Origin of the sequence: Streptomyces sp. SCSIO 30461, assembly GCF_037023745.1 — a bacterium.
Classification (GTDB): domain Bacteria; phylum Actinomycetota; class Actinomycetes; order Streptomycetales; family Streptomycetaceae; genus Streptomyces.
On the sequence record NZ_CP146101.1, the window covers coordinates 6521666 to 6534835 of the forward strand.

General features: G+C 70.7%; 11 protein-coding genes. 2 read left to right on the forward strand and 9 right to left on the reverse strand.

What is annotated here, in order from left to right; genetic code table 11:
* Positions 1-300: 300 nt before the first annotated feature.
* Positions 301-2172, reverse strand: a complete 1872-nt coding sequence (gene lepA, locus V1460_RS29350) for a translation elongation factor 4 (protein ID WP_338676617.1) — start codon at positions 2170-2172, stop codon at positions 301-303.
* Between the two features lie 202 nt (positions 2173-2374).
* Between lepA and rpsT the strand changes: the two genes are divergently transcribed.
* On the forward strand, positions 2375-2641 hold the full coding sequence (gene rpsT, locus V1460_RS29355) for a 30S ribosomal protein S20 (protein ID WP_338676618.1): 267 nt from the start codon (positions 2375-2377) through the stop codon (positions 2639-2641).
* A 456-nt stretch (positions 2642-3097) separates the two neighbouring features.
* Here rpsT and holA read toward each other — a convergent pair whose 3' ends face one another.
* The 4 genes from holA to V1460_RS29375 all read right to left on the reverse strand — a co-directional run bounded on the left by holA (position 3098) and on the right by V1460_RS29375 (position 7092).
* Positions 3098-4084: a DNA polymerase III subunit delta gene (holA, locus tag V1460_RS29360; RefSeq protein WP_338676619.1), complete on the reverse strand. Its 987-nt coding sequence runs from the start codon at positions 4082-4084 to the stop codon at positions 3098-3100.
* A 65-nt stretch (positions 4085-4149) separates the two neighbouring features.
* Entirely contained in the window at positions 4150-4395 is a 246-nt protein-coding gene (locus V1460_RS29365; protein ID WP_338676620.1) for a hypothetical protein, read from the reverse strand.
* A gap of 16 nt (positions 4396-4411) precedes the next feature.
* Complete coding sequence (locus tag V1460_RS29370; RefSeq protein WP_338676621.1) at positions 4412-5221, reverse strand: arylamine N-acetyltransferase; 810 nt, start codon at positions 5219-5221, stop codon at positions 4412-4414.
* Between the two features lie 290 nt (positions 5222-5511).
* Positions 5512-7092 (reverse strand): IS1182 family transposase, encoded by a 1581-nt coding sequence (locus V1460_RS29375; RefSeq protein ID WP_338676622.1) that lies wholly within the window; start codon positions 7090-7092, stop codon positions 5512-5514.
* 77 nt (positions 7093-7169) lie between these two features.
* On the opposite strand from V1460_RS29375, the gene V1460_RS29380 reads away from it, so the two are divergent.
* The gene (locus tag V1460_RS29380; protein WP_338676623.1) at positions 7170-7631 is read left to right on the forward strand and encodes a pyridoxamine 5'-phosphate oxidase family protein; all 462 of its coding nucleotides are present in this window, start codon (positions 7170-7172) and stop codon (positions 7629-7631) included.
* On the opposite strand, the gene V1460_RS29385 is transcribed toward V1460_RS29380, so the two are convergent.
* From V1460_RS29385 to V1460_RS29400, 4 genes are all read right to left on the reverse strand, one after another.
* On the reverse strand, positions 7628-10102 hold the full coding sequence (locus tag V1460_RS29385) for a ComEC/Rec2 family competence protein (protein WP_338676624.1): 2475 nt from the start codon (positions 10100-10102) through the stop codon (positions 7628-7630). The two genes, V1460_RS29380 and V1460_RS29385, sit on opposite strands and share 4 nt — an antisense overlap.
* Positions 10099-10719 carry a ComEA family DNA-binding protein gene (locus V1460_RS29390; protein WP_338676625.1) on the reverse strand — a complete coding sequence of 207 codons (621 nt, stop codon included), beginning with the start codon at positions 10717-10719 and terminating at the stop codon, positions 10099-10101. Before V1460_RS29390 ends, V1460_RS29385 begins: the two co-directional genes overlap by 4 nt.
* Before the next feature lie 599 nt (positions 10720-11318).
* Positions 11319-12164 carry a DegV family protein gene (locus V1460_RS29395; RefSeq protein ID WP_338676626.1) on the reverse strand — a complete coding sequence of 282 codons (846 nt, stop codon included), beginning with the start codon at positions 12162-12164 and terminating at the stop codon, positions 11319-11321.
* Positions 12165-12361: 197 nt separating this feature from the next.
* A complete protein-coding gene (locus V1460_RS29400) occupies positions 12362-13132 on the reverse strand; it encodes a hypothetical protein (protein WP_338676627.1) in 771 nt (256 codons plus the stop codon).
* Between the last annotated feature and the right edge of the window lie 38 nt (positions 13133-13170).

A 13170-nucleotide genomic window follows, 5' to 3' on the forward strand; every position in this document is an offset into this window, starting at 1 on the left:
GCGCGACGGGACACGATTGTTTAACTCGCGAGTAACCCGCCGGGCGATTGTCAGGGTAAGTGCCACGGCTCCCCCACGTAAGGGGGAGCAGGCTGCCGCTTCATAACGAACAGGCCCCCGTGCCGGTGGACACAGGGACCTGTGGGGCGGTTCAGGCGAACAGAGGTGCTTGGTTCTTCCGGGCTATTCCGGTACCGATTGCGAGCCGTCCTTCAGCCGCCCGCGAGCCGCCTCGGAAGCGCTCGCCGCACAACCGCGAAGCGGCCGAAGCGACTCCCCCAGCACCCGCGCGGGCGGATCCTACTTCTTCGCCCTGCCGCCCCCGGAGTCGTCACTGGAGAGCACCGCGATGAAGGCCTCCTGGGGCACTTCCACGGAGCCGACCATCTTCATCCGCTTCTTGCCTTCCTTCTGCTTCTCCAGCAGCTTCCGCTTACGGGAGATGTCACCGCCGTAGCACTTGGCGAGGACGTCCTTGCGGATGGCGCGAATGGTCTCACGGGCGATCACCCGGGAGCCGATCGCGGCCTGGACCGGGACCTCGAATGCCTGCCGCGGGATGAGCTCCTTGAGCTTGGCCACGAGTCGGACGCCGTAGGCGTACGCCTGGTCCTTGTGGGTGATCGCCGAGAAGGCATCGACCTTGTCGCCGTGCAGCAGGATGTCGACCTTGACAAGCGAGGCGTTCTGCTCGCCGGTGGGCTCGTAGTCCAGGGAGGCGTAGCCGCGGGTCTTGGACTTCAGCTGGTCGAAGAAGTCGAAGACGATCTCGGCGAGCGGGAGGGTGTAGCGGATCTCGACACGGTCCTCGGAGAGGTAGTCCATGCCGAGCAGCACACCGCGGCGGTTCTGGCAGAGCTCCATGATCGAGCCGATGAACTCACTCGGCGCGAGGATCGTGGCCCGTACGACCGGTTCGAAGACCTCGTCGATCTTGCCCTCGGGGAACTCGCTCGGGTTGGTGACGGTGTGCTCGCTGCCGTCCTCCATGACCACGCGGTAGACCACGTTCGGCGCGGTCGCGATCAGGTCGAGGCCGAACTCGCGCTCCAGCCGCTCGCGGATCACGTCGAGGTGCAGCAGACCGAGGAAGCCGACACGGAAACCGAAGCCCAGGGCCGCGGAGGTCTCCGGCTCGTAGACCAGTGCGGCGTCGTTGAGCTGGAGCTTGTCGAGGGCGTCACGCAGCTCGGGGTAGTCCGAACCGTCCAGCGGGTAGAGGCCGGAGAACACCATCGGCTTGGGGTCCTTGTAACCACCGAGCGGTTCGGTGGCGCCCTTGACCTGCTGGGTGATCGTGTCACCCACCTTGGACTGGCGGACATCCTTCACGCCGGTGATCAGATAGCCGACCTCACCGACGCCCAGGCCGTCGGCGGCGAGCATCTCGGGCGAGTTGGTGCCGATCTCCAGGAGCTCATGGGTGGCGCCGGTGGACATCATCCGGATGCGCTCGCGCTTGCTGAGCTGTCCGTCGACGACTCGTACATAGGTGACGACACCCCGGTAGGAGTCGTAGACGGAGTCGAAGATCATCGCGCGGGCAGGGGCGTCCGCGACCCCGACGGGCGGCGGGACGTCCTGGACGACCCGGTCCAGCAGGGCGTCCACCCCGACACCGGTCTTCGCCGACACCCTCAGCACGTCGGTCGGGTCGCAGCCGATGAGGTTCGCCAGCTCCTCGGCGAACTTCTCGGGCTGCGCGGCCGGCAGGTCGATCTTGTTGAGGACCGGCACGATGGTGAGGTCGTTCTCCATCGCGAGGTAGAGGTTCGCGAGGGTCTGCGCCTCGATGCCCTGGGCGGCGTCCACCAACAGGAGCGTGCCCTCGCAGGCGGCCAGCGAGCGGGACACCTCGTAGGTGAAGTCCACGTGGCCCGGGGTGTCGATCATGTTGAGGATGTGGGTCTTGCCCTGGCCATCGCCCGTCGTGGGTGCCCACGGCAGACGCACCGCCTGGGACTTGATCGTGATGCCGCGCTCGCGCTCGATATCCATCCGGTCGAGGTACTGAGCGCGCATCTGCCGCTGCTCGACCACACCGGTGAGCTGGAGCATCCGGTCGGCAAGGGTGGACTTGCCATGGTCGATGTGCGCGATGATGCAGAAGTTGCGGATCAGTGCCGGGTCGGTACGGCTCGGCTCGGGCACATGGCTGGGGGTCGCGGGCACGCAGGGTCCTGATTCTTGAGCGCCGAGCGCTCGTCTCGGGTCGTGTCGGATCGATACGCAGCCTCCATGGTCCCACGCCCGGGGCCCTGGGCCCGGTTTGGGCCGCCCGGACCACGGCTGGTAGCCTGGGCAGCTGTGTCTCGCATGCCCTCTCAGCTGCGAGCACGTCTTGGAAAATCATCGAACCTGAAAAGGCTCTTTCGTGGCGAACATCAAGTCCCAGATCAAGCGGAACAAGACCAACGAGAAGGCGCGCCTGCGCAACAAGGCCGTCAAGTCGTCGCTCAAGACCGCGATCCGCAAGGCCCGCGAGGCTGTCGCTTCCGGCGACGTCGAGAAGGCCACCGTGGCCACCCGCGAGGCGGCCCGCAAGCTGGACAAGGCTGTCTCGAAGGGCGTCATCCACAAGAACGCCGCCGCCAACAAGAAGTCGGCGCTGGCTTCCAAGGTTTCCTCCCTCCAGGGCTGAGCTCCGTAACACCCGGGAGGCGACTCCCAAGACTTGATCGCCGGGCGGATCCAGCGGGCCCTCTCTCATCCGCTCCCACCCGGCACCCCGGACTCGCACGCGGCCTGCGTTCGCCACGCGGGTGCGAGACCAGTACTTCCCGGCCCACCGGCCGGACCACGGGCCCCGCCTCTTCGTCCTTCCCTGGACGGAAGGGGCGGGGCTCTGGGTTTTCCGGGTCATGGCAACCGGGGTACGACGGTCGGACCCCGCTCAGGGGCAGGATCGGCAGCGGAACCGAAACACGGGGCACGAGCAGGCACAGCAGCCCACGCCCCAGCGGCATACGCATGGCCACCGGCGACGGCCGCGCCGCCCACGCGGCAGTACCACGTCCGGCGACCGGCGACCGGCGACCGGCGACCGGCGACCGGCGACCGGCGACCGGCGACCGGCGACCGGCGACCGGTCAACGGCTCAGCGCCGCAAGCGTGCCGCTCTGGCTACCGTCACCACTGCCTTCTCGAGCGCGTACTCGGGGTCGTCGCCCCCACCCTTGACGCCCGCGTCCGCCTCGGCGACCGCCCGCAGAGCCATCGCCACTCCATCCGGCGTCCAGCCACGCATCTGCTGACGTACCCGGTCGATCTTCCAGGGGGGCATGCCCAGCTCACGGGCCAGATCCGCCGGACGACCGCCCCGAGCGGACGACAACTTGCCGATCGCCCGCACTCCCTGCGCGAGCGCGCTGGTGATCAGCACAGGGGCGACGCCGGTCGACAGCGACCATCGCAGCGCCTCCAGAGCCTCCGCCGCCCGGCCCTCGACCGCACGGTCGGCGACGGTGAAGCTGGATGCCTCGGCTCGCCCGGTGTAATAGCGCCCGACAACAGCCTCGTCGATCGTGCCGTCGACATCCGCCACCAGCTGGGCCGCCGCGCTGGCAAGCTCGCGCAGATCGCTGCCGATGGCGTCGACCAGCGCCTGGCAGGCTTCGGGCGTCGCAGACCGCCCGAGGACCCGGAACTCGGTCCGCACGAACGTCAGCCGCTCTGCCGGCTTGGTCGTCTTGGGACAGGCGACCTCGCGCGCTCCCGCCTTGCGCGCCGCGTCGAGCAGCCCCTTCCCCTTGGCCCCGCCCGCGTGCAGCAGGACCAGTGTGATCTCCTCCACGGGCCCGTCGAGATACGCCTTGACGTCCTTGATCGTGTCCGCGGACAGATCCTGAGCGTCGCGTACGACGACGACCTTGCGCTCGGCGAAGAGCGAGGGACTCGTCAGCTCGGCAAGGGTGCCCGGCTGGAGCTGGTCCGGGCTGAGGTCGCGCACATCGGTGTCGGCGTCGGCCGCTCGTGCAGCCGCCACGACCTGCCGCACGGCACGGTCCAGCAGCAGATCCTCCTGGCCCACGGCGATCGTGACCGGGGCGAGCGGGTCGTCGTTGGTGTTCTTCCTGGTGGCCATCGCCGACCAGCATCGCACGGGGCACCGACACCGATTGAGCGACCGCCGCATCGATGTGCCGAAGGCTACGGCCGCTCGCGCCAGCCGTCCCAGTCCGCGACGAACCCGTCCAGCTCAGTCGCGTCCAGACGCCCGTCAGGGTCCTCCACGACCACCAGCCACTGGGCGTCCTCGGCGTCGTCCTCGCCTGCCAGCGCATCCCTGACCAGCTGAGGCTCGTCCTGTACACCGAAGTGCTCGCCTATGGCCTCGATGACCTCCTCGGCCGCATCGCGGTCGGGCAGCACCAGCACATGTCTCACATCGTCCACCGCAACATTGTGCCGCTCACCGGGAGCCAGGCCCACCCACCTGCGGGACCTGGCGGAGCGCGACTCCGAAGTGCTCCCGGTAGGCGGCCAGCACCTCCGCGTCGTCACCGAGCTGCCGCTCCTCGCGCACGCCGTGCACAGTCGTCACCAACTTTCGGCCGGTCAGGGTGATCCGCCCGTCCTCGGTGAGCCGGGAGCAGACGAGTGACTGGGTGAAGTGCGAAGCGGGTGAGGTGCGGTGGTACCAGGCACCGGCTGCAAAGTCCGTCAGTACACGCGGCCTCCGGTCCACCCGGAACTGCGGCTTGCCGTCCCGCAGCACATCCAGGTCGCCATCGGGCGCCTCGGCGACCCGGAAGGTGCCTGCCGGGTCCGGCTGGTCGCCGCGCTCCTCCACCAGAAGGGGACAGCGGCTGTGCTCGCCGAACCCGACATCCGCGAACCAGGGCCCGGTGCCGTCCTCGGTCTCGACGCGCAGGGTGAGATGGTCGTATGGGATCCCCAACCGGCCGTCCTTCCCGAATGTCCGGGCCTGCAGCAGTGCGACCCCGAAGCCCAAAGCGCTCAGCAACACCGCGAAGGCTCCGTTGAGTTCGTAGCAGAAGCCGCCCCGCCGGGCCTCCACCACCTTGTCCAGAAGGGGCTTGTCCTCCAGGACGATGTCCTCGCCCAGATGCACCGAGAGGTTCTCGAAGGGCACCGCGAGCAGATGCCGGTGCTGCAGCTCGCGCAGTGTTCCGGCGTCCAGCCGCTCGGGGCGGGCGGCTCCGATACGGCGCAGATAGGCGTCGACGGCCTCCGGTGGTGTCGGCTGAGTCGTGTCCATGGCCCCAGTCTCGCCACCCGCCCGCTCGTACGCCATGCGCTCTTGGTCCTAGGGTGTGTTGCGAAAGTAGCTCCGTCCGCCCGCAGGGCGGGGCCTGCGGCGTCTGGTGCGTGCGATCGCAAGGCGGAGGATCATCCTTGTACTGGACGTACTTGGATGACTCCGACAACGCAGCGAGCGTGCGTGCCAGACGCCGCGGGTCAGGAGGGACTTTCGCAACACGCCCTAGAAGGCTGCTGAAAATCTTGTTGTGGGGGCGGTCCGCCGGTGGCGGGGCCGCCCTCCGTGCTTCACGGTGTGGCCGGGGTCAGGGTCCAGGTGCCGTCGGCGGCCACTTCGAGGCCGAGGTTGACGAGCCGTCGGAGGTTGAGGGCGGCGGCTCGGTTGCGGAGCCAGGTGTCGTTCTTGAGGGTGCCGAGGTAGCGCAGTCTGCGGTTGCCTTTGGTGGTCAGCCAGGCGATGCCGCGTTCGACGGGTGGCCGCCAGCGGCGGTAGGTGTCTTTCCAGGCGGGGTCGGTGGCCTGGGCACGGGCGTCGGCCAGGCGCTGGTGCTGGGGGTGGACTTGCAGGACGCGGCCGGTCTTGGAGGTGGTGCAGCGTTCGCGCAGCGGGCAGCCGGCACACAGCTTCTTGAACTGAGCCTGCCGCAAGCCGGTCTTCCGGGGCTTGCCGAGGGGGACGATGTGCCCGGCAGGGCAGGTGACCTGGCCGTTCTCGGTGTCGATGTGGAAGTCGTCGCTGGTGAAGCCGCCGGGCACGGCCGCGCGAAGCGGGGGTGGTTTGAGGACGGCGTCGTGGCCCTGCTGTTCGAGGTGGTCGCGCAGGTCGGCGGTGCCGTAGGCGGAGTCGCCGAGCACCTCGCACGGCTCGTCCTCGGCGGCGAGGAGGTCCTCGGCGATCTTCGCCTCGTGGTTCTCGGGGCCGCAGCCCGCGGCGAGGGCGACCTCGGTGAATAAGCCGGTCTCCGGCTCGACGGCGACGTGGCCCTTGAAGCCTTCCTGGTGGCGGGTGCGGTTCTTGTGGATGTGCCTGGCCTCGGGATCGACGGTGGACACCACGCGGTCGCGGACGGTCCCCTGGGTGATGCGCCAGCGCCCGTCGCGCCCGTCGGAGCCCTCGGCGGGCTCCACATCCTGGCCCGCGACCAGCGCCAGCAGGCCGACCGCGTTCGCGGCCCGCTCGCCCAGCTCCTGCTCGGGCAGGCGGCCCAACAGGTTGAGCGCGTCCGTGACCAGCGCGTCCACCAACCCGGCGCGGGCCTGCTCGTCGTCCCAGGCGATCTTCGGCTTGCCCGGGTCGGTGTAGTCGTGAGCGGTGCAATGCCCGGCGGCGACGCGGCCGGCGCCGGGGACCTCGCGGATCACCCGGCGGATCGCCGAGATCAGCTGGGTGACCGTGTCCTGGGTGGCCACCGCGTCGTCGAACACCGTGGAGTCCAGCGCGCGGCGCCGCTTCCCGCGCAGGATGCCGGTGGCGGCCACGACCTCCTTGACCCGGGTGAAGATCCGCCCCGGATCCGAGGACCGCTGCAGGCGGCGCCGGAAGTAGGTCAGCAGCGACGGGTCGAACGCCGTGTCGTTCAGCCCCAGTCCGCACGCCGCCTTCCACCGCAGGTCGCACCGCAGCTCCAGCACGGTCTCCACATCCGAGGTCCCGAACAGGCTCTGCAGCACCACCGCCGTCGCCAGCACCTGCGGCGGCAGGCTCGGCCGCCCGTTGGCCGAGGGGTACATGTCCGCGAACATCTCCGGCGGCAGCAGCCGCTCGCGGTGCTCGGCCAGGAACGCGAACACACTCCCTGCCGGGATCAGCTCCCGGCAGGTCTCCCACACATCCGGCCCGACCGTCTCCACGGCCCATTCCCCCTGCACACACAGCAGTCTGGCCCCGCGGGGCCACCCGCGGGGCCCAAACCCGAGATTTTCAGTGATCTTCTAGCTTGTGCGCCATGACGAGCACAGATCCGGCACGCAGTCGGAGCCGGCGCAAGCAGGACGCCCTGAACCACCTCGCACACGATGAGGACGCCTGGGTCGCCACGGCCTCACCATCCGGCGAGGCCTGCCTCGTGCCGCTGTCGTTCATCTGGGATCGGGGCACGCTGCTGATGGCCACGCGTCGCACCAACCCGACCGCCGTCAATCTGAGTCTCCGGGCAAGCGCTGTGGTGGCCTTGGGCCACACCCGAGACGTGGTGCACATCGAAGGGACCGCGGAACTGGTCGAGGGCAGCGATCTCGCGAAGGAGGCTGCCGACCGATTCGCGGCGAAACTCGGTTGGGACCCACGGGGCCGAAAGCCTTGGGTGTACATCAGTTTCACTCCTGTCGTGGTGAAGGCCTGGCGCGAAGCGAACGAGCAACCGGGCAGGCTGCTCATGCGCGAAGGCCAGTGGCTGGACGGCCCTTAGGACCCGGCACCCCGGCGCACCGCGCGCAGCTCGCCACCCGTGCCGGTGACGGCGATCGCCCCGTCCACGTCCGTACGGAGCACGGTGGCACCGTGGGCCCGCAGCGCGCTGATCGTGCGGGCCGAGGGGTGCCCGTAGTTGTTGTCCCTGCCGCAACTGATGAGCGCGAGTCTCGGCCGGACACCGGCCGACAGACCGCCTTCCTGGAAGGCCGAGCCGTGATGGGCCACCTTGAGGACATCCACCGGCGGGATGGCTGGACGCCCCCGTATCAGCCGCCGCTGGGCGGGCGGTTCCAGATCTCCGAGAAGGAGCAGCGAGGGGCCGTCGGCGGCGCGGACGTACAAGACGACGCTGGCGTCGTTGGGCCCGTCCGGTGGTGGCCCCGGGGCGGCGGGCGGCCACAGCACGCGCCAGTCCAGCGGCCCCAGCCTGCGCCGCTCCCCCGGTGTCGCGTGCGCCAGCGGCACCCCTGCCCGAGCCGCGGTGCGTCGGACGAACGCGGCCTGGTCGGCGGGCTCTTCATAGGACGTGGTCTGCACCATGCCGACAGATCTGCCGCGCATGACCCCGGCAAGCCCCGCGACATGGTCAGCGTGAAAGTGCGTCAGCAGCAGAAGCGGGACACGGGTGATGCCCAGCTCGCTCAGGCACCGGTCGGCCAGCTTCGCATCAGGACCGGCGTCCACGACCACGGCCGTGCCCCGGCCCGCCGCGAGCACGCTGGCATCGCCCTGGCCCACGTCGCACATCGCGAACGCCCAGCCCGGAGGAGGCCACCCCGTGACCACCCTGGTCAGCGGGGCGGGTCTGACCACCACGAGCACCATCAGCAGGGCGCAGGCGGCGAGGGTCCAGGCGCGGCGCGCCAGCACACGGACGGCCAGGATTGCCAGTGCGCCCACCACCGCAAGCAGCAGCCCGCCTCGCCAGCCTCCGGGCCAGTCGATCTCTGCTCCGGGGAGTGACGCACCGGCGCGGGCGACGCCCGCGATCCACTCGGCGGGCATTCCGGCGCACCAGGCCAGGCCCTCCGCGACCGGTATGGCCACCGGAGCCATGGCGAGCGCTGCGAAACCGAGGACCGTGGCGGGCGCGACCGCGAGCTCGGCCAGCAGGTTGCAGGGGATCGCCACCAGGCTGACTCGGGCGGCGAACACCGCCGCGACCGGTGCGCAGAGCAGCTGTGCCGCGCCGGCGGCGGCCAGGGCCTCGGCGAGCCGCCCCGGCATTCCTCGGCGCCGCAATGCATCACTCCAGCGGGGGGCGATGGTAAGCAGTGCCCCTGTGGCGAGCACGGAGAGCAGGAAGCCGTAGGTGCGGGCGAGCCTCGGCTCGTAGAGCACCAGCAGCAGTACAGCTGCGGCCAGCGCCGGGATCAGTGATCGTCGGCGACCGGTGCCGATGGCGAGCAGTGAGATGAGCCCGCAGACTGCCGCACGCAGAACACTGGGCTCCGGGCGGCACACCACGACGAACCCGAGGGTGAGCAGCGCGCCGGTCAGAGCCGTCGCCCGCAGCGACAGCCCGAGTCGTGGAGCCAGTCCTCCGCGCTCCGCCAGGAGGGCTCTGCCCGGCGGCCCGACGAGCACGCACAGCACGAGCGTGAGATTGCTTCCTGAAACGGCCAGAAGGTGCGTGAGGTCCGAGGCCGTGAAGGCGTCGTGCAGTTCGGTTCCGATCCGCGAGGTGTCTCCGACGACAAGTCCGGGGAGCAGCGCGCGGGCGTCCGAGCCGAGCCCGTCGGTCGCCCGGCGGAGCCCGGCGCGCAGCATCCCGGCCGTGCGCTGGACGGCGGACGGCTGAGCGATGACCGCGGGCGGTCCGGGGGACCTCACCCTCAGCACCGCGGCGTACCTCCCATCGCCGCCGTGCGGTGGCTCCGCACGGGCCGTCAGCCGCAGCCGGGTCGAGGGCAGCAGTCCCAGCCACTGGGCGGCTGACCCGCCCGGTCTGATGATGACCAGTACCGGGGCTCGCGTCGCCACCGCAGCTCCGTCCGGCCCGATGAATGTCGTGGCCTCCGCATCCAGGGCGAGCGTCTGTTCCGCCGAACGGGACGCCCCCGCTCGGGGGCGGATCGTGCGCGGATCACCTGCGACCGTCACCTCGGCCGTGATCCGGTCGTACCGTCCCGCGGCCTCCGGAATCGGCCCTCGATACAGATCGGCCCCGCTCAGGCCGCCCGCAACGGCCCCCGCCGCAGCGCACACCAGCACGGCGGCCGCCGCGACCCGATTCCCGGAGATGCCGGAGATCCGCAGCGTCCGGGCCCGCACGGCCGCAAGGCACGCCGGGACGAGGAGTAGTCCCGCCACAGCGAGGCACAGCACGGCCGCGGTCCCCGGCCAGGGCGGGCGTGCGGTGAGGCTGACGGCCACGGCTCCCCAGGTGGCGAGGGCGGGGAAGACGAGCCGGAGATCGGCCGGCCCCGCCCGCTCCGGGTCTGCCCCCACGGCGGGGCGCGTCACGGCCGCACCAGGGTGCTCAGCTCTGCGAACCTGCGGTCACCGATCCCCTTGACCTCGCGCAGCTCGTCCACGGAGCGGAAGCCGGCGTGCTCGATGCGGTAGTCCACGATGTGTCGAGCGAGTACGGGCCCGACTCCGGGCAACCCGTCGAGCTGTTCCACGGTCGCGGAATTCAGACTGAGCGGCCCGGCGCCGGGGCCGCCCGGAGTGCCACCGGCCGCCAAGCGCGGCTGACCGGAGGCAGGCAGGCCGGGTGGCGGGGTCGCGCCGACGACCACTTGCTCGCCGTCGATGAGCAAACGGGCTCTGTTCAACCCGGTGAGGTCGGTACCGGACTTCACGCCGCCCGCCGCACGCAACGCGTCGGCCACCCGCGATCCGGCGGGCAGCTGGAGCACGCCCGGTCTGTGCACCTTGCCGCTGACATCGACCACGATCCGCGACGCGCCGATTCCCGGGGCGCGCGGAATGCCGGAGGTCGCCCCGGGTTCGATGCTCTGCGGCACTGCCAGGGTGGTACGGCTGTCCCCGACGAGCTCCGGAGCGTGTACCGTCTGGGGCCGTCCGGTCCAGAAGTGGTGGGCGGCGAAGCCCACCGCGGCCACGAGTACGATCACGAGCGCGGCGAACGCTCTCGGCTCCAGCCCGCATCGGAGCTGGAGCCACAGCGGCAGTCGCTGACGCGGGGTGTGCCGCCCGCGTCGTCCCGTCCGGACCGCGGCCCTTGCTGTCGTCGGCTCGGCATCGGTGGGCCCCTGCGACGGATGGGCCCCGTGTGACCGGGTCCGAGATGACCGGCCTTCGAGTGGCTGGGCTTCCCCCGAGGACACCTCGGGCCGTGTGAACAGCGCCTCCGCTCGCCGGCGCATCGCAGCCACCGGTGCCTGGGCATCCATCGGGCCGATGAACGCCGCCGCCGTCGGTTCAGCTGAGCTGAGGGCAGCCGCATACCGGGGCTTCGGCACCTCGGCGTCGGTCGGCGTGGCGGACTGCGCCGTCCGCACGCGCGTCGGAGAGTGCCGGGTGCTCAACCGGTGCCGGCTGCCGCGGACCCGGCCGTCCGAGCCCGGGACGCGGCCCGGACCGCTGGTCACGGAACATGATCGCTGAGTCATGCCACCTGACGGTAGACACATCCGCATATCCCCGCCGGACAGCCCCAATTCCGGTGGAAAGACAACTCATTGTGGATATCTCGGCCACCCGTACGAGCGAACTACCGGGGCGAGACCACGGCCCCCAGCAATCCCGGTCCGGTGTGTGCACCGATCACCGCCCCGACTTCGCTGACGTGAAGCTCGGCGAGGTTCGGCACCCGCGACCGAAGCCGCTCCGCGAGCGCCGACGCCCTCTCCGGCGCGGCGAGGTGGTGCACCGCGATGTCCACATGCCCCGCGCCGGCCCGTTCGACCGCGATCTCCTCAAGACGGGCGATGGCCTTCGACGCCGTGCGGACCTTCTCCAGGAGTTCGATCCTGCCGCCGTCGAGCTGGAGCAGCGGCTTCACGGCCAGCGCCGAGCCGAGCAGCGCCTGTGCCGCGCCGATGCGGCCTCCTCGGCGCAGATATTCGAGGGTGTCGACGTAGAAGTGAGCCGTCGTGGCCGCCGCGCGCTTCTCGACGGACGCCACGGCCTCGTCCAGCGTGCCGCCCGCGTCCACGGCATCCGCCGCCGCGAGGGCGCAGAAGCCGAGAGCCATCGCCACCATGCGCGTGTCCACCACGCGCACCGGGACGGGGGCGTCCCGCGCCGCCAGCACTGCGGCGTCGTAGGTCCCGGAGAACTCGGAGGAAAGATGCAGAGAAACGATTCCGGTCGCACCAGCCTGCGCCGTGGCGCGGTAGGTGGCGGCGAAGGTCTCCGGACTCGGCCGCGAGGTCGTCACCGGTCGACGCTTCTGCAGGGCGAGAGCGAGCGCTCGCGCCGAGACTTCGGTTCCGTCCTCGAGTGCCTGGTCACCGAGGACCACGGTCAGCGGTACCGCCGTGATGTGGTGCCGCTCCATCGTCTGCGGCGGCAGGTAGGCCGTGGAATCGGTGACGATCGCGACATGGCGGGACATGAGCGGGAGGTTACCCGCAGGGGGCGCCGCACGGCAGCCCGACCCCGCCCCGACCACCGTTGCTCTCTGCGAACGCCCGGTGCCGCCGACTCCCTTCCGGCGGAAGGTACGCGGCCCTGCCCGCGCGCGGGCGCGTCGCGCTGTGCGCCGGGGTTTGTCACCAGAGCGCTACCCCAGGCCCTTCGTGCGGACAGTCCTCAGTTCGTCGCCTCCGGACGCGGGCTCTTCTGCCATGAGTACGGCTGCTGCCTCGGATCCCGTCCCGTGAGTGCCTGTGGAGGACGTGCGCCGCCGTCCGCACCCGCCTGGCCGGCCTGCTGTCCCTGGCGTTCCTGGCGTGGCGCCGCCCCCGAGCCGGGCACGGACGCCTGCGGCCCGGCCGCGGTCGTATCGGCCAGGTCGACAGCCGACCAGTCCGGTTCCGTCCGCGACCAGTCGCGCAGCGCACCCGCCTCCACGTCGATCTGCGCGCTCAACGTGGCCAGATCCTCCGCGGCGAACGCCTGAGCTCGATCCCTGGCGGCCCAGCGCAGCGAGTCCGCCGAATCCGTGATCCGTTCCACGCGTTCGCGCAGCTCGGGCAGCTGCCGCGTGACCCGGTTCCGGTCCGGCTCCCGCTCCAGTCGGCGAAGCTGGTCGTCCAGCTCATGCCCGTGCGCGCTCAGCCTCTGGAAGAGCCCGATCGACTCCTGCAGGGAGGCGTCCTCGGCGGCGCCCGCATGCAGCGCGTCCTGGGTGGCCTTCATCGAAGTGCGCAGGCGCAGCCGCAGCTGGGCCAGCTCACCGGCCACACCGACCTGCCCGAGGCTCCTCGCACGCAGCGTGGTGTCCTCCACGGTGCGCCTGGCCTGGCTGATGGTGCGGTCCACGCCCCTCTTGGCCGCGCCGATCGCCTTCACACTCACATACACCCCGAGCGCCACGAAGGCGACGAAGAGCAGCGCCAGGATGACGATGACTTCCAGCACGAGACGCCCTCCGGTTCGTATGCGGTACGTACTCCCAC

Excerpts from the sequence above, each read along its gene's own strand:
- holA (WP_338676619.1), bottom strand. The coding sequence starts at position 4,084 with ATGGCCACCAGGAAGAACACCAACGACGACCCGCTCGCCCCGGTCACG.
- V1460_RS29370 (WP_338676621.1), bottom strand. The coding sequence starts at position 5,221 with ATGGACACGACTCAGCCGACACCACCGGAGGCCGTCGACGCCTATCTG.
- V1460_RS29380 (WP_338676623.1), top strand. The coding sequence starts at position 7,170 with ATGACGAGCACAGATCCGGCACGCAGTCGGAGCCGGCGCAAGCAGGAC.
- V1460_RS29395 (WP_338676626.1), bottom strand. The coding sequence starts at position 12,164 with ATGTCCCGCCATGTCGCGATCGTCACCGATTCCACGGCCTACCTGCCG.